The organism is Cupriavidus oxalaticus, assembly GCF_004768545.1.
Lineage (GTDB): Bacteria > Pseudomonadota > Gammaproteobacteria > Burkholderiales > Burkholderiaceae > Cupriavidus > Cupriavidus oxalaticus_A.
Genome location: NZ_CP038634.1, coordinates 1,077,612 through 1,094,593, shown reverse-complemented (window position 1 = coordinate 1,094,593; position 16,982 = coordinate 1,077,612). Strand labels below are relative to the sequence as shown.

Annotated in this window: 17 protein-coding genes and 4 pseudogenes; 9 read left to right on the top strand and 12 right to left on the bottom strand. The window is 67.0% G+C overall.

Annotated features, from left to right (window positions below):
- Window positions 1-54: 54 nt before the first annotated feature.
- Both E0W60_RS04780 and E0W60_RS04775 read right to left on the bottom strand, forming a co-directional pair.
- Window positions 55-1,440 carry a NarK family nitrate/nitrite MFS transporter gene (locus E0W60_RS04780; RefSeq protein WP_135703191.1) on the bottom strand — a complete coding sequence of 462 codons (1,386 nt, stop codon included), beginning with the start codon at window positions 1,438-1,440 and terminating at the stop codon, window positions 55-57.
- 53 nt (window positions 1,441-1,493) lie between these two features.
- Window positions 1,494-2,774 (bottom strand): MFS transporter, encoded by a 1,281-nt coding sequence (locus E0W60_RS04775; protein ID WP_135703190.1) that lies wholly within the window; start codon window positions 2,772-2,774, stop codon window positions 1,494-1,496.
- A gap of 281 nt (window positions 2,775-3,055) precedes the next feature.
- Here E0W60_RS04775 and E0W60_RS04770 point away from each other — a divergent pair, with 281 nt between their 5' ends.
- Both E0W60_RS04770 and E0W60_RS04765 read left to right on the top strand, forming a co-directional pair.
- A complete protein-coding gene (locus E0W60_RS04770) occupies window positions 3,056-4,279 on the top strand; it encodes an NnrS family protein (RefSeq protein ID WP_135703189.1) in 1,224 nt (407 codons plus the stop codon).
- Between the two features lie 71 nt (window positions 4,280-4,350).
- A pseudogene (locus tag E0W60_RS04765) lies at window positions 4,351-4,787 on the top strand (substrate binding domain-containing protein); the annotation flags it as partial.
- A 34-nt stretch (window positions 4,788-4,821) separates the two neighbouring features.
- Here the strand turns inward: E0W60_RS04765 and E0W60_RS04760 are convergent.
- Window positions 4,822-5,829 (bottom strand): AraC family transcriptional regulator, encoded by a 1,008-nt coding sequence (locus E0W60_RS04760; RefSeq protein WP_135703188.1) that lies wholly within the window; start codon window positions 5,827-5,829, stop codon window positions 4,822-4,824.
- 531 nt (window positions 5,830-6,360) lie between these two features.
- Here E0W60_RS04760 and E0W60_RS04750 point away from each other — a divergent pair.
- Window positions 6,361-6,945, top strand: a complete 585-nt coding sequence (locus E0W60_RS04750; protein ID WP_133095906.1) for a hypothetical protein — start codon at window positions 6,361-6,363, stop codon at window positions 6,943-6,945.
- 66 nt (window positions 6,946-7,011) lie between these two features.
- Here E0W60_RS04750 and E0W60_RS04745 read toward each other — a convergent pair whose 3' ends face one another.
- The gene (locus E0W60_RS04745) at window positions 7,012-7,326 is read right to left on the bottom strand and encodes an H-NS histone family protein (RefSeq protein WP_135703187.1); all 315 of its coding nucleotides are present in this window, start codon (window positions 7,324-7,326) and stop codon (window positions 7,012-7,014) included.
- 279 nt (window positions 7,327-7,605) lie between these two features.
- Between E0W60_RS04745 and E0W60_RS04740 the strand changes: the two genes are divergently transcribed.
- Entirely contained in the window at window positions 7,606-8,016 is a 411-nt protein-coding gene (locus E0W60_RS04740; protein ID WP_135703186.1) for a VOC family protein, read from the top strand.
- Between the two features lie 134 nt (window positions 8,017-8,150).
- On the opposite strand, the gene E0W60_RS04735 is transcribed toward E0W60_RS04740, so the two are convergent.
- Window positions 8,151-9,545 (bottom strand): NCS2 family permease, encoded by a 1,395-nt coding sequence (locus E0W60_RS04735; protein WP_133095903.1) that lies wholly within the window; start codon window positions 9,543-9,545, stop codon window positions 8,151-8,153.
- 480 nt (window positions 9,546-10,025) lie between these two features.
- On the opposite strand from E0W60_RS04735, the gene E0W60_RS04730 reads away from it, so the two are divergent.
- Window positions 10,026-10,247: a hypothetical protein gene (locus E0W60_RS04730; protein WP_135703185.1), complete on the top strand. Its 222-nt coding sequence runs from the start codon at window positions 10,026-10,028 to the stop codon at window positions 10,245-10,247.
- A 26-nt stretch (window positions 10,248-10,273) separates the two neighbouring features.
- Here E0W60_RS04730 and E0W60_RS04725 read toward each other — a convergent pair whose 3' ends face one another.
- Genes E0W60_RS04725 through E0W60_RS04720 form a run of 3 tightly spaced genes read right to left on the bottom strand, consistent with a single transcriptional unit; the run spans window position 10,274 to window position 11,265 of the window.
- The gene (locus E0W60_RS04725) at window positions 10,274-10,879 is read right to left on the bottom strand and encodes an N-acetyltransferase (RefSeq protein WP_240745839.1); all 606 of its coding nucleotides are present in this window, start codon (window positions 10,877-10,879) and stop codon (window positions 10,274-10,276) included.
- Window positions 10,880-10,939: 60 nt separating this feature from the next.
- Window positions 10,940-11,071, bottom strand: a complete 132-nt coding sequence (locus E0W60_RS38040; RefSeq protein WP_255519863.1) for a hypothetical protein — start codon at window positions 11,069-11,071, stop codon at window positions 10,940-10,942.
- Between the two features lie 17 nt (window positions 11,072-11,088).
- Entirely contained in the window at window positions 11,089-11,265 is a 177-nt protein-coding gene (locus E0W60_RS04720; RefSeq protein ID WP_135703184.1) for a glycosyl hydrolase, read from the bottom strand.
- 222 nt (window positions 11,266-11,487) lie between these two features.
- On the opposite strand from E0W60_RS04720, the gene E0W60_RS04715 reads away from it, so the two are divergent.
- The gene (locus E0W60_RS04715) at window positions 11,488-12,636 is read left to right on the top strand and encodes a glycosyl hydrolase (RefSeq protein ID WP_240745838.1); all 1,149 of its coding nucleotides are present in this window, start codon (window positions 11,488-11,490) and stop codon (window positions 12,634-12,636) included.
- Window positions 12,637-12,650: 14 nt separating this feature from the next.
- A complete protein-coding gene (locus E0W60_RS04710) occupies window positions 12,651-12,911 on the top strand; it encodes a MoaD/ThiS family protein (protein WP_063237368.1) in 261 nt (86 codons plus the stop codon).
- Window positions 12,912-13,043: 132 nt separating this feature from the next.
- Here the strand turns inward: E0W60_RS04710 and E0W60_RS04705 are convergent.
- Window positions 13,044-13,986, bottom strand: a pseudogene (locus E0W60_RS04705) (HEAT repeat domain-containing protein).
- Here E0W60_RS04705 and E0W60_RS37440 point away from each other — a divergent pair.
- Window positions 13,971-14,060 (top strand): annotated as a pseudogene (locus E0W60_RS37440) (ABC transporter ATP-binding protein); the annotation flags it as partial. The pseudogenes E0W60_RS04705 and E0W60_RS37440 sit on opposite strands and share 16 nt — an antisense overlap.
- A gap of 46 nt (window positions 14,061-14,106) precedes the next feature.
- Here E0W60_RS37440 and E0W60_RS04695 read toward each other — a convergent pair.
- Window positions 14,107-14,633 (bottom strand): annotated as a pseudogene (locus tag E0W60_RS04695) (FAD-binding protein); the annotation flags it as partial.
- Window positions 14,630-14,824, bottom strand: coding sequence for a hypothetical protein (locus E0W60_RS04690; RefSeq protein WP_135703183.1), 195 nt, complete (start codon window positions 14,822-14,824; stop codon window positions 14,630-14,632). The pseudogene E0W60_RS04695 and the gene E0W60_RS04690, both read right to left, overlap by 4 nt.
- 162 nt (window positions 14,825-14,986) lie before the next feature.
- Between E0W60_RS04690 and E0W60_RS04685 the strand changes: the two genes are divergently transcribed.
- A complete protein-coding gene (locus tag E0W60_RS04685; protein WP_133095900.1) occupies window positions 14,987-15,943 on the top strand; it encodes a chemotaxis protein in 957 nt (318 codons plus the stop codon).
- A 342-nt stretch (window positions 15,944-16,285) separates the two neighbouring features.
- Here the strand turns inward: E0W60_RS04685 and E0W60_RS04680 are convergent, their stop codons facing one another.
- Window positions 16,286-16,942, bottom strand: coding sequence for a peroxiredoxin (locus tag E0W60_RS04680; protein ID WP_133095899.1), 657 nt, complete (start codon window positions 16,940-16,942; stop codon window positions 16,286-16,288).
- Window positions 16,943-16,982 lie beyond the last annotated feature (40 nt).

Genomic DNA, 16,982 nt, shown 5'->3' with positions numbered 1-16,982 from the left:
GGAGGTGCCGGCCGCGGGACTAGTTCCGAAGAACTAGTCCGGCCGGCAAGGCGGTCAGCAGGGCATGGGCGCGTTGCGGCGCGCGTAGTACCACCAGGTCACCAGCACGCAGCTGACATAGAAGGCGATGAAGCAGTACAGCGCGGTGTCGGGGGCACCGGTCAGTTCCAGCGAGGTGCCGAAGCTCTTTGGGATGAAGAAGCCGCCGTACGCACCGATCGCGCCGGAAAAGCCCAGCACCGCCGCGGATTCCTTGCCGGCGTCCTGCAGCGCCTGGCGCTGCGCGGCGTCGCCCTTGCCCTTCGCGGCGCGCTGGCGCTCGGTCAGGAAGATCACCGGGATCATGCGGAAGGTCGAACCATTGCCGATGCCGGTCAGCGCGAACAGCGCGATGAAGGCCGCGAGGAAGTACGTGAAGTTGCCGCCGGCGCCGTCATGCGGCAGCGCCGCCAGCACGGCGAACACCGCCACGATCATGCCGATGAAGGTCCACAGCGTGACGCGCGCACCGCCGAGCTTGTCGGAGATCCAGCCGCCCACGGGACGCGTCAGCGCGCCGACCAGGGGCCCGAGGAAGGCATAGGCGGTGGGGTTCACGCCCGGGAACTGCGACTTGGTCAAGAGCGCCAGCCCGGCCGAGAAGCCGATGAACGAGCCGAAGGTGCCCACGTACAGCCAGCACATCAGCCAGTTGTGCTTGCGCTTGAAGATCACGGCCTGCTCGGCGAACGACGCCTTGGCATCGGCGATGTCATGCATGCCGAACCACGCGGCCAGCGCCGACACCACGATGAACGGCACCCAGATAAAGCCCGCATTCTGCAGCCACAGGTCCTGCGTGGCGCCGTTGGCCTGGAATTGCTGCGGCTCGCCGCCGAGCGCACCGAACACCGCCAGCGACACCACCAGTGGCGTGACGAACTGCACCACCGACACGCCCAGGTTGCCGATGCCGGCATTCAGCCCGGTAGCCAGGCCTTTCTTCGCCTTGGGGAAGAAGAAGCTGATATTGGCCATCGACGAGCTGAAGTTGGCACCGCCCAGCCCGCACAGAAGCGCCAGTACCAGCAGCGTGGGATAGCCGGTGGACGGGTCGCGCAGCGCGAAGCCCATGCCCAGCGCCGGGACCAGCAGCAGCGCGGTGGAGATCGCGGTGAAGCGGCGCCCGCCGAACACCGGCACCAGGAAGGAATAGAAGATGCGCAGCGTGGCGCCCGACAGCGCCGGCAGCGCGGTCAGCCAGAACAGCTGGTTCTTGGTGAACTGGAAGCCGGCGCGGTCGAGGTTGACCGCGACCACGCTCCACAGCATCCAGACCACGAACGCCAGCATCAGCGCGGGGATCGAGATCCACAGGTTGCGATAGGCGATGCGCTCGCCCTCGCTTTGCCAGAACGCCACGTTCTCGGGCTCCCAGCGGGTGAGTACGGATGAGGTCATGATTGGTATGCCTTGGTTGAGAGAGCGCGGAGGCGCGCTTGTGAGGTGAGCAATCAGGCTGCCTGTGTCAGGCCGACAGCCTGTGCCTTGCGCTGGCGTTCAGCGCGGTGGCTGTAGTGCATCCACACCAGGCTCACGCACACCGTGCCGTACATCAGCATGAAGCAGCTGCTGCGGATGCCGGTCAGGTCGGCCAGCATGCCGAACAGGATCGGCAGGATGAAGCCGCCCAGGCCGCCGGCCAGGCCGACCACGCCGGAGACCGCGCCGATGTTGTGCGTGAAATCGTTGGAGATGAACTTGAATACCGAGGCCTTGCCGATGGCGAAGGCGATGCCGACCAAGAACAGCAGGAAGGTGAATACCGTGGGCGTCAGCGCGATGCGGAAGCCCTGCGGGCCGCCGGTGGTCTGGATGATGAAGTCGGTCTGCGGATAGCTGAGCAGGAAGAAGCCGACCCAGCTCACCCACATCACCCACCAGGTGGTGCGGTGTGCGCCGTAGCGGTCGGAGATCCAGCCGCCGATGGCGCGCAGCACGCCGCCGGGCAGCGAGAAGCAGGCGGCCAGGAAGGCGGCGGTCTTGATGTCGAAGCCGTATTCGCCGATGTAGTACTTGGTCATCCACAGCGACAGGCCGACATAGCCGCCGAACACCACCGAGTAGTACTGCGAATAGCGCCACACGCGCGGGTCGCGCATCACCGTCAGCTGCTCGCGCCAGCCCACGCTGGACTTGACCATGTGCGCCGGGTTGCTGCGCGAGAGCACCCAGAACAGCAGCGCGGTGACGAGCATCGCCACCGAATAGACGCGCGGCACGATGGTCCAGGTGCCGGCCGCCAGGATCATCGCCGGCGCGACGAACTTGGTCAGTGCCGCGCCCGAGTTGCCGGCGCCGAAGATGCCCATCGCCAGGCCCTGGCGCGAGCGCGGGAACCAGCGCGCCACGTAGGGCGTGCCGACCGAGAACGACCCGCCAGCCAGGCCGACGAACAGGCCCAGCACCAGCAGTTGCCACAGGCTGTGCGCGTAGGAGATCAGCCAGATCGGGACCACCGTGGCCAGCATCAGCACGAAGAAGACGATGCGGCCGCCGAAGCGGTCGGTCCAGATGCCCAGCGGCACGCGGATCAGCGAGCCGCTCAGCACCGGCGTGGCGGCCAGCAGGCCGAATTCAGTGTCGTTGAGACCGAGTTCCTGCTTGAGCGGGATGCCCAGGACGGCGAACAGCATCCAGACGGCAAAGCAGATGGTGAAGGCGAAAGTACTGGACGCCAGCGTGAGTGCCGCGCCGGCTGGAACGGGTTCCGGCGCGCGTGTTTGGGTGGCCATGGCCATGCTCCTGTGTCAACTTTGGCGGGGGTGATGCCAGAGTAGGGGCGGCCACTGGTGCTGCCTATTCGCCGGCAGCACAGCACGCCACATGGAGCGATCTGTCGTTGGAGGTAGTTCCACCGGCGGAGGTTGGTGGCGCGGCGCTGGTGCTATCGTGATCGCAGCACGCATGGCACCCGTTTGCGTGCTTGCGGCAATCCTGCGCCAGATCAAGAATCTGACGCCTGCCGCCCCGGCACTGCCGGATTCAACAGATATACCGACCCCTTCCGCCCGCCATGGAAACCATCCCGATCCTTCCTTCCCGGCCTTCGCCTTCCGGAAAAAAACCGGCCGGGCCGCCGCCGCGTGGCTTCGCCTTGTTCGCGCTGGGGTTCCGGCCGTTCTACCTGGGCGGCGCGGCCTTTGCCGCGCTGGCGATCGCGGCATGGTCGGCAATGCTCGCGGGCATGCAGTCGGTCGGGCCGGCGCCGGTGCTGCCAGGGATGTTCTGGCACGCGCACGAGATGGTGTTCGGCTTTGCCGCGGCGATCGTGGTGGGTTTCCTGTTCACCGCGGGACGCGCCTGGACCGGTCAGCCCACGCCGACCGGTGCCGCGCTGGCCGTGCTGTTCCTGTTGTGGCTGGCGGGACGCGTTGGCATGTGGATCGCGCCGGGCACCGTTGCCTTCGCCATCGAAGGCGCATTCCTGCCGCTGGCGGCGCTGGCGTTCACGCGCACGCTGGCCAGGGCCGGCAACCGGCGCAACTACCCGCTCGCACTGGCGCTGTGGCTGCTCGCCGTGGCCAATATCGCTGCATTGTGGCTGCAGGCCGGCGGGCACGACGTCGCGGCGCTGCATGCCTGTCGCGCCGGCGTGGCGCTGGTGACGCTGTTCGTGGTGGTGATCGGCGGCCGCGTGATCCCGATGTTTACCACCAACGCGATTCCCGGTTTCCGCCTGCGGCAGTACCAGCAGGCCGATCGGATGGTGATCCCGGCAACGGTGCTGGGGCTGGCCTCGGGACTGCTGCCCTTGCCGGCATGGCTGGCCGCGGCGCTGTCGCTGCTCGCTGCCGGCGTGCTGGCGGTGCGCGTGGCGGGATGGCGCGGCTATGCGGTGGGCAACCGGCCACTGCTGTGGGTGCTGCATCTCGCCTATGCGTGGCTGCCGCTAGCGTTGCTGCTGCAGGCACTGGGCGCGCTGGGGCTGGCGATGGCCGGGCTGGCGACCCATGCGTTCACGGTGGGCGTGCTCGGCGTGGCCATCATCGCCATGATCACGCGCACCGCTCTGGGCCATACCGGGCGCATGCTGGTGGCCGGCCGCACCGAAACGGTGGCGTACTGGCTGATTGCCATGGCCGCGGTATTGCGCGTGTTCGGTCCGATGGCATGGCCGGCCGGCTATCTGCACTGGATCTGGGGCGCGGGGGCGTGCTGGGTGGCGGGGTTTGGTCTATATGCACTGACCTATGCGCCGCAGCTTGCGCGCCCACGGGTGGACGGCAAGCCGGGTTGAGTGATGCGAATACTCTGGTTCCCGAGTATTGCCTGACAGGCTGCTGCGGTTCCGTGGAAGAATGCCTGTAGCGGCATCCCGGGCTATCGCTCAGCGTGAACCTGACCGACAACGTGCTCGACCTCGTCAGCGCCGGCTTCGACCTGGCCATCCGCATCGGCGCGCTCGACGATTCCTCGCTGGTGGCAAGCCGCCTTGCCAGCAACCGGCGCGTGCTGTGCGCCGCGCCGGATTACCTGCCCGGCGCGGCACGCCGCGCACGCCGCATGACCTGGCCCGGCACGATTGCCTGGTGCTGGTGGGCAGCCAGGGCCGGCAGGACGTCTGGAGACTGGGCGACGGCCAGGGCGGGGAAATCGCGGTGCGGGTGCGTGGGCGCATCGAGGCCAATACCGGCGAGCTGCTGGCGGACGCAGCGCTGGCCGGCTTCGGCATCGCGCTGCATTCGACCTCCCTCGCGCAGGAGTACGGCGAGAATCCGCCGTGGGAAGCGCCGGCCGGCGCATGAAGCCGGCCGGGGAGGGGGAATCGGGCCGCTTGCCCTAACCCTGCGGGTGCGCCGCCGAGCGCCGGTAGTCGCCCGGTGTCATGCCGGTCCAGCGGCGGAAGGCGCGGAAGAACGAATTGGCATCGTCAAAGCCGAGCCGGAAAGCGATTTCTCCCAGCGACATATTGCCCTCGGTCAGGTATCGGCCGGCCAGTTCGCGACGCACATCTTCGCACAGCGCGCGGAAGCCCGTGCCTGCCGCCATCAGCCGGCGCTGCAGCGTGCGTTCGCTGATGTCGAGGTGGCGCGCCACCGCGGCCAGGCTCAGCGCGCGCTCGCCGGCCAGCTGGTGCAGGGCGGCTCGCACGTCGTCGAGCGATGCCGCCGCGCGCTGCGCGTCGCGCATGGCGGCGGGCGCAGCCGGACGGCTGTGGGCGCGCGCGACCAGGCGCAGCGACAGGTCGCGCCGGCCGAACACGATCGCGTCTTCCGGTTCGCCAAAGCGCACCGGGCAATCGAAGGCTTCGGTATAGCGCAGGTGCCAGTCGGGCTGGCCGATGCGCAGCGAAACCCGCAGCGGATGCAGCGGCTTGCGCGTGAACTGGCGCCCGAAGGCCAGCAGCGAGCACAACTCCATGTCGATGCGGGGGCGGGTGTCAGGCGCCTCCGGCTCGCTCGGGCGGATACAGACCCAGGCCTCTTCGCCCTGCCGGCGCAGTTCGATGCGGTCGCCCATCATCAGCTTCTGGTAGCGCGCGATACGCCGCAGCGCCGTGCCCAACGACGGGCCCGCCATGGCCGGCATGCCTGCCAGGCCGAGCAGGTCGGGCTGCATCCGGCTGCCCAGCCACAGGCCGATGGCGGGATCGCCGGTGGCCTGGTAGACCGCGCACAGCAGGTGGCTCGCCTGCTGGGGCCCGGCCTCGGGCGTGTACGGGGCGGAAGACTCGGGATCGGATTCAGGAGCAGGCACGAGCGCCGACACATCGTAACCGCCTTCACGCAGCGCGTGCAGCAGGTCGCGAGGAAACGGCCTGGCCTGGATTGGCTCTTGTAGTGGCATTGTTATTGGCTGGCAAATTGGCGCAAGGCACCTGTGCTAGCCCCCGGTAAGACTGAGATTACGCGGTGGTGGCGGCGCCTTCAAGGGCACGCGGGGGGAGGATGTGTGGTCAAGGCAGCGCAACCGGCGGGCTGGGCAAGAGGGCGCGACACCGGGGGAGGCTTCGACGCGCTGACGAGGGTCGATGCGCGATCGATGCAGCGCGTTGCCTAAAATTTGTGCGGTCCGGTGCGTTGCCGCACAGACCAAGGCTTCCGGGGAGGGTGAAGGCAGGATATCCACAGATTCTGTGGATATCACGCCGGGGTTTTCAACATGGGTTTGTGCGGCTGCCGCAATCTGCCGGAAACCGGTATGCTGCACGGTTTTGGGAGCAGGGCAACACTGCGCAAGCCGCGACGGTGTCACCGCCGGATGCCGTGCATGCCGGTATCGCGCATGGTTCGTGGCCTATCTCCACCGATGTTGCCGCTTTCCCGCTGCCAGCGATCGCCCGGCTGGCGTAACCGCGATGCCAAACTGCCTGCCGCCATGCGCCATGACCGGTCGTCCGCAGTCCCCTCCCGCCTGACCTGCCTCGCCACATTGGCCGCCACCGCGGCACTATGCGGCTGCGTGGCGCAATACCGGGTGCCATCGGGCGCCCCCACGGCCAGCGTGCGGCTGCTGACCAATACCGAAGAAATCACCTCTTTCGCGGTGGTCGACCCGGCCAGGTGCCCGGTGCCAGCACGGCCGCTGATCCTGGCCGGCACGGGCAAGCAGTTGTCGGCAATGGGACGGGATCGCGAACTGGGCCTGCCGGGGCGCTCGCCCGAGCCGCCGGAACGCACGCGCGAACGGCTGGTCGAGGCAGGCCGGCGCATCTACGTGGCCGTGACGTCCATCGCCGAGCCGCCGTTGCCGGAGCAGCGCTGCGCGGCCGGGGTGTCGTTCGTGCCCGCGCCGGGCGGCCTCTATGAAATCCGGTATCAGCGTGACGAGAGCGCGAGCCAGTGCTCGGCGCAGGTATTGCGGATGCAGCCGCTGGAAGCCGGCGGCGCGCGCCTGACGGCGGAACCGACGCAGAAGGGCTTCCGCGCGCTGCGCAAGGAGTATGTGTGCCAGGCGCTGTGACGGCGCCCTGGGCGGCGCCGGAACGATAGCGCGCCGGGCAGGCCCCCGCCTGGCCGACAGGCGGGATTACTGCTCGATCAGGAAGCGCTCGGGGCGCTTGCCCAGCCATGCCGGGGCGCGGCCGCGGCCGGACCAGGTCTTGCCGGTCTTGGGATCCATGTACTTGGGGGGCAGCGTCGAACCCGAGGCGGCCGCCTTGCCGGCGGAACCCGCGGGGCGGCCGCGCCTGCGCCGGGGCATGATGTCTTCCGCGGTCAGGCCATATTCGGTCATCAGTTCGCGGATTTTGTCGATCACACCGGCGACTTCCGTCGCACGCACTTCATTCAGCTTGGCTTCCAGCGCTTCTTTCTCTGCCAGGAGTTGCTTGTATGTCGCCATTCATTTCCCCTTTCTGCAATTAGGCCGCTGCATGTTACTAGAACCTCAGGTGTCGGTAGACATAAAAATTTTACAAAAAATAACGGGGATTGCACGGATTGATTGTGTTTGCGCACAGCCTCACTGTTTTACAGCGCACCGATGCGCGCCATTGCGGTGCTCCTAGTGCGGCGAATGGCAATGCCGCCGCTCCAATTTCCGGGAAAGGAAAAAGCTGGCGCTACCGGATTTTGCACCTAGACTGGTTCTCTGCGTTGTACAACGCTTTCCGGAGACGTCATGAACCAGCAGATCTTTGTCAATTTGCCAGTACGCGACCTGCAAGAGTCGATCGCGTTCTTTACCAGTCTTGGCTTTACCTTCAATCCGCAATTTACCGATGACACCGCCACCTGCATGATCGTTGGCGAGAACATTTTCGTGATGCTGCTGACCGAAGCCAAATTCCGCAGCTTTTCACCGAATGACATCTGCGATGCGCGCAAATTCACCGAAGTGCTGGTGTGCCTGTCGATGGAAAGCCGAGCGCGCGTGGATGAAATGGTGAATGCCGCGGTGACCGCGGGCGGCAATACCTACAAGCCGCCGATGGACCTGGGATTTATGTACGGGCATGGCTTCCAGGATCTGGATGGCCATGTCTGGGAACTGGTGTACATGGATACGGCGGCAATGCAGGGCGCGCAGTAAGGCGCGCACCAAAAAAAACAGCCCGGGAAAGCAGGAAGCCCGGGCTTGAAATCCACCTGGATCGCGGTGGAGGAGACAACTTGTCGTGGACAGCCCGGGCCAGTTGCCCGGGATGCGGGATGTATCAAGCAGGATCAGATCGCCCAGCCGCCGGCATAGAAGGCAGCCAGCACCACTGCGATGGCGACGGTGCCGACATTGAGCTTGCGCCATTCGCCGGCGATCACGCGGCCGACCACCAGGGTGCAGAAGCCCAGCATGATGCCGGTGACGATATTGCAGGTCAGCACGATAAACACCGCGCAGACCAGGCCGGCCAGCGCATCGACCAGGTCATCCATATGCAGGCGGCTGACGCTGGACAGCATCAGCAGGCCCACGTACATCAGCGCCGGCGCCGTGGCGTACGACGGCACCAGTGCCGCCAGCGGCGAGAAGAACATCACCGCCACGAACAGCAGGCCCACCACCACGGCGGTCAGGCCGGTCTTGGCGCCCGCGGCCACGCCGACGGTCGATTCGATATAGGCCGCGGCCGGTGCGCCGCCAAAGAAGCCGGAGAAGATCGAGCTGACCGAGTCCGCCGTCAGCGCGCGGCCGCCGTTGTGGATATGGCCGGCGGCGTTGAGCTGCCCGGCTTGCCCGGCCACGGCGCGGATGGTGCCGGTGGCGTCGAAGACGGCGGTCATCACCAGCGCCAGTACGCTTGGCAGCACCGCAGCGGTCAGCGCGCCGCGCAGGTCCATGGCGCCGATCAGCGAAGCATGGCCCGGTGCGCTCAGCGACGGCAGTGCAAACACGCCGGTGAACTTCACCGCCGGATCGAAGATGAGGCCCAGCGCCGAGATCGCGATGATCACCAGCAGGATGCCGCCCGGCACCTTGCGCCGCTCGAGGCCGAAGATCGCGGCCAGGCCGAGCACCGACATCACCACCGGGAACGAGGTAATCTTGCCCAGCGCCACCGGCAGGCCGGCGTGGGTGTTCTTGACCACCAGGCCGACTTCATTGGAAGCGATCAGCAGCAGGAACAGGCCGATGCCGATGCCCGTGCCATGCGCGACGCCTGCCGGCAGGTTGCGCAGGATCCAGGAACGCACCCCGGTCACCGAGATCGCGGTGAAGATCAGGCCCATCAGGAACACTGCGCCGAGCGCGACCGCCGGCGACAGGCCCTGGCCGAGCACCAGGCCGAAGGCCATGAACGCGGTCAAGGAAATGGCGCAGCCGATCGCGATCGGCAGCTTGGCCCACAGGCCCATCAGCAGCGAGCCGAAGGCGGTGGTCAGGCACACCGCGACAAAGACCGCGCTGGTGTCGAAGCCGGCCTTGCCCAGCATGCCGGGCACGACGAAGACCGCGTAGACCATTGCCATGAAGGTGGTGATGCCCGCCACCACTTCCTTGCGCTGGGTGCTGCCGCGCGCGGTGATCTCGAAATAGGCGTCGAGCCGGTTCCGGACCTCGGGGACGTTGGGGCGTGCCGCATCGGCTTCCGTCGCTGACGACGGATAGGGCTGCTCGATCATGATGAACTGTCTCCTTGCAGGGCGCTGCAACGTCCGTCGTACGGCGCGTCGTCAGGCTTGTCTCACGTGGTTCTGGCTGTTTTGGGCTGCAGGCCTGGAGGGCCTCGCCAACCCGCTGTTATCGGTGTGCCGGCTTGTCGTTGCCTTCTAGTGCGGGCTTGATCTGGGCAAGGCTGAAGGCTAGGTGAGTGCGAGGGACTCGTCATAACCGCAGCGGAATGCACGGCATGCGCGGTGCGGAATACCGAGTGTGGAGAATGATTATCTTTGAGGCCGAGGCTTCCGCCAGGTGGCGCTTTGGACGCAGGGAATTATCACGCCACCCATATACGGCCTATAGGTAATGACCCGGATGCCGAACGAGGTACTTCGCTATACTAGGGATAACCCTGAACTGCCTTGCGCGGCTGGCCAGAACCCGGTCAGATATGCATTGCGAGGCACTGAACATTTCTCCGATCCGGAAAAGGAAATATTGCCATGCAAGTGCTCGCTGATACGCTTTATCGTCAACCCCGCCAAGCCAGGCCCGAGGCCAGGTCCAATGCCCGTGCTGCCGCCGAACCGGCGCGCGAGACCGATGATTACGCCCGCATGGGCAGCGGCCGCTCGCTGTCGGCTCGTGTTCGCGACTACTTCGCCCGCGGCTGGACGCTCTATCTCGACAACGCCCGCGCAGTCGCGCCGCTGATGCACCTGTAAAGACGCTTCCGTGGCGCGGCCCGCGCTCAGTACATGCCGGTACGTGCCATGAATTGCTGCAGGGTCCAGCCGCGGCCCAGCAGCAGCCGGCGCGTGTGGAGGCCATCGCATTGCTGCGGGCTGACCGTCTCGCCCTGCCATGTCAGTGTCTTCTGGCGCAGGTCGACATAGCCGCCGGCGTAATCCGCGGCCAGCACCTGCCATAGCGCGTGCGCGCCTGCCGACTGGCGGGCGCCGCTCAGCAGGCACAGCCCGCCGTCCAGCGCCCAGCGGTACAGCGCCCTGGCCATGCCGCGGCGCTGGTAAGCGGGCGCAAACTTCGTGTGCGGCGCACGCACCCATGGGTCGGCGCGCCGGCCCACCTCGATCAGCCGGTTGAACACGGTATAGCCGGCCAGGCGCCGCTGCATCAGGTCTTCCACATACACGTAGTACTCGCCGTCGGCTTCGCGGTAGCGCAGCCGCAGCGCCGGCGTGCCCGCCGGCAGCGCGGGCATGTCGTGCAGGCGGTCGCCGGGCCGGTGGATGCGCTCGTGGAGCGCGTCCAGTTCGCGCTCGATCTCGCCCGGGGCCAGTTCCACGTCGATGCGCAATGCCAGTGGACGGGTCAGGACCGGAGTCGGGGCCAGCATCGGGCCCAACATCGGGCCCAACATCGGGCCTAGTGAAGGAAACGGGACCATGGCTGCGCCTCAGGCTTCGAGGAGCAGGTAAAGGGCGGCAAGCGCCACCATGGCAAGAAGGGTCTGGCGGTAGAGCTGAGGCATGGCTGGCTTTCTCCTGGCTGCATGATCAAGCGGATGCCGGATGGCGATCCGCGCCATGTGCCGTGCAGGAAAGCTCAGGTCTGCTGAAGGGTAGTGTCCCGAGCTGCCCGCACGGCCAGGAAAAGCACGGCGCTGCGGACCACGCCGTGGGCGTGGTCAATGGCGTAGCCCGGTTGCTGCGAAGTCACGGCGAACGCCGCCGCCGGCAGGGCCGGGCGGTTCAATGCGGCGATGCGGACGATGCGAGACATGGGGGCGCGGTGCGTCGGATTCGGGGGAACCATGCTTATGCCATATTTGTGCGCCGATGTCCAGCTAACGTGCCGATATCCGCTTTTATCTGCTGTCTACCGACTCGCTGGATGCGGCTATGGCGCTGTTTGGGCCGATCGCACTCGTGCAATCTCAATTGTGAACACTGTCTACATGTACTAGACTCGGATGCATCGTTCAACGGCCTTCCCGCAGGAGCCATGATGACGACGTCCCCCGAAACCGGCCCGATCACGCTGCTGGTCGCCACCACCAAGGGTGCCTGGACCCTGACCAGCGATGCCGCCCGCGGCCACTGGCAGGTGGCAGGTCCCACCTTCCTTGGCCACACCATCCACCACATCGTGCAGGACCCCCGCGAGCCGTCGCGGATGCTGATGGCCGCGCGCACCGGCCACCTTGGCCCGACGGTATTCCGCTCCGCCGACGGCGGACGCAACTGGACCGAGGCCACGCGCCCGCCCGCTTTCGACAAGGCGCCCGAAGGCGAGACCGGCCGCGTGGTCGACCATGTGTTCTGGCTGACTCCCGGCCACGCCAGCGAACCCGGCGCCTGGTACGCCGGCACCTCGCCGCAGGGATTGTTCCGCAGTACCGACCATGGCGCCACGTGGGAGTCCGTGCCGGGCTTCAACAACCACCCGATGTGGCGCAACTGGACCGGCGGCGAGCAGGACGGCACCCCCGACGGGCCCAAGATGCATTCCGTGCTGGTCGATCCGCGCGACAAGCGTCATCTCTATATCGGCATGTCCAGCGGCGGCGTGTTCGAGAGCACCGACGCGGGGGCCGACTGGAAACCGCTGAACCGAGGCAGCCTGGCCCTCTTCCTGCCCGACCCCAACCCGGAATACGGCCAGGATCCGCACTGCGTGCTGCAGCACCCGGCCAATCCCGACATCCTCTACCAGCAGAACCATTGCGGCATCTATCGCATGGACCGGCGCGAAGGTGTGTGGAAGCGCATCGGCGAGGCAATGCCGGCCGAGGTGGGCGACATCGGCTTCCCGATCGTCGCGCATCCGCGCGATGCGCGCACGGTGTGGGTGTTCCCGATGGACGGCAGCGATGTCTGGCCGCGCGTCAGTCCCGGCGGCCACCCTGCGGCCTATGTCACCCGCGACGGCGGCGAGACCTGGCAGCGACAGGACCGCGGCCTGCCGCCAGAGCAGGGCTGGTTCACGGTCAAGCGGCAGGCCATGGCCACCGACCGCCACGGGCCGGTGGGCGTGTACTTCGGCACCACCGGCGGCGAGATCTGGGCGAGTGTTGACGAAGGCGAGCACTGGCGCTGCATCGCCAGCCACCTGCCGCAGGTCTACGCCGTCAGCGTGGCGCGGCCGGCCTGAGTCGGAGGGCAGCCATGCAAGTACGCATTGCCACGCCGCTGTTCTCCTACACCGGGCAGCGCGAGTATGTGGAAGCCCACGGCGCGAACATCGGCGCGCTGCTGGACGACCTTGACCGGCAGTTTCCGGGCATGCGGTTCCGCATTGTCGATGAGCAGGGAAAGTTGAGGCCGTATATCCGCGTCTTCGTTAACCGGACGCAGTTGATGCGGCTGGATGCGCCGCTGCGGGAGACCGATGAGGTGCATATCCTGCAGGCGCTGGCGGGGGGCTAGCGACTGCTCGCAGGTGCTGCTGGTTTGCTCCCCTCTCCCACTGCGCGGGAGAGGGGACCGTTCCATCCGGCCAGTGGATGCGCAGCGTCCCTTCAACCCTGGCCAGTTCCAACCGCGCCGGAACCTGCATGCTCAGGCCCCGCCATGCGGATGGCCGATCTGCGCCAGCGCGATCCGCACCGCCTTGCGCACCTCGGGGTCCGCGTCGCTGGCCGCGGCGGACAGCGCCGGCAGCGCGGCGGGATCGCGCAGGCTGCCAAGCGACAGCGCGGCTTCCTTGCGCAGCTTACTGATTGCATGGGCAAGCTGCACGGTGAGGGGCGCCAGCGCCTGCCGGTCCCCGAGCTTGCCCAATGCGCGCGCGGCCTGCAGGCGGACCTGCCAGTAGGCGTCTTCCAGCGCTCCGATCAACGGGCGCACGGCTTCCGCAAATCTGAGCTTGCCGAGCGTCTGCGCCGCTTCCTCGCGCACCTGCCACGCGCTGTCGCCGAGCGCGGCAAGCAGCGCGTTGCGCGCCGAGGCGTCGGCAGCCAGGCCGAGCGCGCCGGCCGCGGCGCGCCGGACTTCGGTGTCGGCATCGCTGGCGGCGACCTGCGCCAGCGCCGGCAGCGCTTCGCTGCGCCTGAGCCAGCCCAGCACGGTCACCGCTTCGCGCCGCACCGGCGCGGCGGCGTCGGCCAGCGCCGCCATCGCGGCAGCGAAGCCCGGCGCGTAGCGCAATTCGCGCAGGCCGCGCCAGGCTGACGCGCGGACAAAGGGATCCTGATGCGTGACCCAGGGCAGCACGGCCGCGCCGGAGTCTGCGTCCTAGTTCCGCCAGTGCCAGTGCTGCCGCCTCTGCCACCTCGCGGTCGGCATCGGCCAGCGCGGCAGCCAGCGCGCGCACGACGGTATCCGTCTCCCAGCTGGCCAGCGTGCGCGCGGCTTCGGCGCGCACCGCCGCGGCGGGATCGGATTGCAGCCGCTGCAGCAGCAGCGGGACGCCGGCTTCGTCTTCAAGGTCGGCCAGTCGCAGCACCGCCACGCGGCGCACGGCGGGGTCGGGGTCGGACAGGCGCGGCGCAATCGCGCCGATGGCAGCAGTCGCTGCTGCTCGACGTCTGGACGCAGATGCGCACCACCGTAGTCTTTGTCACCCACGATATCGAGGCTGGCGAGCGCCAGCGCGAGGCGCAGGCGCTGCTCGACCTGGAGCATCGAAACCCATCACGCCGCAGGCGGCGCCATTGGCATCGGTGAGCACGCGCGTGGCGACGATGCGGTTGGTGATCTCCACGCGCGCGCGCTTGAGCTGGCGGTACAGCACCTTCTTGACGTTGTGGCCCTCCGGCATCGGCAGCACGTACGAGCCCATGTGGTGGACCTTCTTCACCGCGTAGTCGCCGGTCTCGTCCTTTTCGAAGCGCACGCCCCAGCGGTCGAGCTGCTCGATGGTGGCGAAGCTGTGGCGCGCATAGGCATAGACCGTGGACTGGTCGACGATGCCGTCGTTGGCCAGGGTGATCTCGCGGGTGTATTGCTCGGGCGTGGCGTGGCCGGGGATCACGGCGTTGTTCAGGCCGTCCATGCCCATGGAAATCGCGCCGCTGCGCTTGACGTGCGCCTTGTCGAGCAACAGCACGCGCAGCGCGGGGTTGCGCTCATTGGCCTTGATCGCGGCATCGGGCCGGCGGTGCCGCCGCCGACGACGACAATGCCGTATTCGTGGGTCAGGGTGTTCATGCGTTGGGATTTCCCTTGCTGGCAGGTTTGCGGGTGCGCTTCGGTGCGGGCGTGGCTGGCGCTGGTTGCGAAGTAGGCAGCTCGGCCTTGTGGCGCTCGGCGCGCAGCCGGTACCGGAAGGCGTCGCCGCGGAAGTAGAGGAACTCGTAGTCGACACGCCCGCCGAGGATCGAAGCAATCCGGATATCCAACGACGAAATCCGAACATGCTCCCCCCGGGCGATCTCCCTCAACTCTCCAGTCCCCGCGCCGATATCCAGTCAAGAAACCTGCCGTCCGCCAGCCGCCGCGGCGGCACGGCAAGGCATACACGGCGGCCACAGATCATCCAACGCACGGCACGGGAGCGACGCATGAGCAGTTCCATGAGGGACATCGACGAACGGACTAACCTCACCAACAACAACCAGTTCGAACTGCTGCTGTTTCGGCTGGGCGACGCCGAGCACAGCGGGCAGTCCGAACTGTTCGGCATCAATGTGTTCAAGGTGCGCGAGATCCTGGTGATGCCGCAGGTCACGACGGTGGTCGGGGCCGACCCGTCGATCCTGGGCATGGCCGATATCCGCGGGCAGGTGATCCCCGTGATCGACCTGCCCAGGCTGGTGGGATGCAAGCCGCGCAACGGGCTCGGCATCCTGCTGGTGACCGAGTACGCACGTTCGACGCAAGGCTTCGCGGTCGAGGCGGTGGAAGAAATCGTGCGCCTGGAGTGGAACCAGGTGCACTCGGCCGAGGCCAGCGTGCGCACCGGCCACGTGACCAGCATCGCCAAGCTGGATGCCGGCACGGACCAGGCGCGCCTGGTGCAGGTGCTGGACGTGGAGCAGATCCTGCGCGATGTGCTGCCGGCGCGGCAGCCGGACGTCGAGCCGGGCTCGGTGGGTCCGCAGCTGAACCTGCGCCCGGGCCTTAAGGTAATTGCCGCCGATGATTCCGCGCTGGCGCGTGGCCTGATCGAGCAGGGACTGAAGGCGCTGGGCGCACCGGTGCTGATGACCAAGTCGGGCAAGGAAGCGTGGGAACTGCTCGACCGCATCGCCGGCGAGGCCGCCAGCCACGGCAAGTCGGTGCAGGACGAAGTGGCGCTGGTGCTGACAGACCTGGAAATGCCCGAAATGGACGGTTTCACGCTGACCCGCAAGATCAAGGCCGACAGCCGGCTCAAGCAGCTGCCGGTGGTGATTCATTCGTCACTATCGGGCGAAGCCAGCGAAGAGCATGTGCGCAAGGTGGGCGCGGATGCCTACGTGGCGAAGTTCGTCGCCAAGGAACTGGCCGATACCATCCGCCAGGTGCTGACGCGCTGAGCGGGCGCTGAGTTAGGTGCCTGAGGCCACAACCGGGTTGGCCTTAGGCAGCACAAGGCACAAAATCAATCAGGCTGCAAGCATTCCCGTATGTTTACGGTTTGCCTATAAAACGGGCACTCCAGTACGAGCCAAGGCCGGCGCGCCCTTGGCGGTTGTCAAGAGGGGAGATATCCACTGAAGCTGTGGATAGATCCTGTGGACAAGTCAGGCGTCCCGGCCGAACAGCCCGGGACGCCTGCCGGCGGTCCTGCGTGACCTCCACGCCCTGCCGCGCTCCCTTGCTCGCTCTCTCTCCCTTGCCTGGCCTGGCCCGGTCGCTGCCGGGATCCCGCGATTGCGCTACTTGGGCTGCTCCACCGTGCGCAGGTAGGGCTTCAGCGTCTTGAACCCTTGCGGGTATTTCTTCTTCGCATCTTCGTCCGAGACCGATGTCGGGATGATGACATCCTCGCCCGGCTTCCAGTTCACCGGCGTGGCTACGGTGTGCTTGGCGTTAAGTTGCAGCGAGTCCAGCAGCCGTAGCACTTCATCGAAATTGCGCCCCGCGGTCATCGGATACACCAGCATCGCCTTGACCTTCTTGTCCGGGCCGATGATGAACACCGAGCGGATGGTGGCGTTGTCCACCGCCGTGCGCGGCCCGGCGCCGCTGGCTTCGGGGTGGATCATGTCGTAGAGCTTGGCCACCGTCAGGTCGGCGTCGCCGATCATCGGATAGTTGATGGCGGCGCCCTGGGTTTCCTCGATGTCCTTGGCCCAGCGCTGGTGGTCGCTGACGGGATCGATGCTCAGGCCGATGATCTTGGTATTGCGCTTGTCGAATTCGGGCTTGAGCCGCGCCATGTAACCCAGTTCGGTGGTGCATACCGGCGTGAAGTCCTTGGGGTGCGAGAACAGGATCGCCCAGCTGTCGCCGATCCATTCGTGGAAGCTGAGCTTGCCTTCCGTGGTGTCTGCGGTGAAGTCCGGGGCTTGTTCACCCAGTCGAATCGCCATGGTTGCGCTCCTTGCAGTTGGCATGGGGTGGAAAAAGCGC

Coding starts and splice junctions, on each gene's coding strand:
- E0W60_RS04725 (WP_240745839.1), bottom strand. CDS start 10,879: ATGCTGGCCCCGACTCCGGTCCTGACCCGTCCACTGGCATTGCGCATC.
- E0W60_RS04735 (WP_133095903.1), bottom strand. CDS start 9,545: ATGATCGAGCAGCCCTATCCGTCGTCAGCGACGGAAGCCGATGCGGCA.
- E0W60_RS04775 (WP_135703190.1), bottom strand. CDS start 2,774: ATGGCCACCCAAACACGCGCGCCGGAACCCGTTCCAGCCGGCGCGGCA.
- E0W60_RS04740 (WP_135703186.1), top strand. CDS start 7,606: ATGAACCAGCAGATCTTTGTCAATTTGCCAGTACGCGACCTGCAAGAG.
- E0W60_RS04745 (WP_135703187.1), bottom strand. CDS start 7,326: ATGGCGACATACAAGCAACTCCTGGCAGAGAAAGAAGCGCTGGAAGCC.
- E0W60_RS04780 (WP_135703191.1), bottom strand. CDS start 1,440: ATGACCTCATCCGTACTCACCCGCTGGGAGCCCGAGAACGTGGCGTTC.
- E0W60_RS04770 (WP_135703189.1), top strand. CDS start 3,056: ATGGAAACCATCCCGATCCTTCCTTCCCGGCCTTCGCCTTCCGGAAAA.
- E0W60_RS04710 (WP_063237368.1), top strand. CDS start 12,651: ATGCAAGTACGCATTGCCACGCCGCTGTTCTCCTACACCGGGCAGCGC.
- E0W60_RS04680 (WP_133095899.1), bottom strand. CDS start 16,942: ATGGCGATTCGACTGGGTGAACAAGCCCCGGACTTCACCGCAGACACC.
- E0W60_RS04760 (WP_135703188.1), bottom strand. CDS start 5,829: ATGCCACTACAAGAGCCAATCCAGGCCAGGCCGTTTCCTCGCGACCTG.
- E0W60_RS04720 (WP_135703184.1), bottom strand. CDS start 11,265: ATGTCTCGCATCGTCCGCATCGCCGCATTGAACCGCCCGGCCCTGCCG.
- E0W60_RS04750 (WP_133095906.1), top strand. CDS start 6,361: ATGCGCCATGACCGGTCGTCCGCAGTCCCCTCCCGCCTGACCTGCCTC.
- E0W60_RS38040 (WP_255519863.1), bottom strand. CDS start 11,071: ATGGCGCGGATCGCCATCCGGCATCCGCTTGATCATGCAGCCAGGAGA.
- E0W60_RS04685 (WP_133095900.1), top strand. CDS start 14,987: ATGAGCAGTTCCATGAGGGACATCGACGAACGGACTAACCTCACCAAC.
- E0W60_RS04715 (WP_240745838.1), top strand. CDS start 11,488: ATGATGACGACGTCCCCCGAAACCGGCCCGATCACGCTGCTGGTCGCC.
- E0W60_RS04730 (WP_135703185.1), top strand. CDS start 10,026: ATGCAAGTGCTCGCTGATACGCTTTATCGTCAACCCCGCCAAGCCAGG.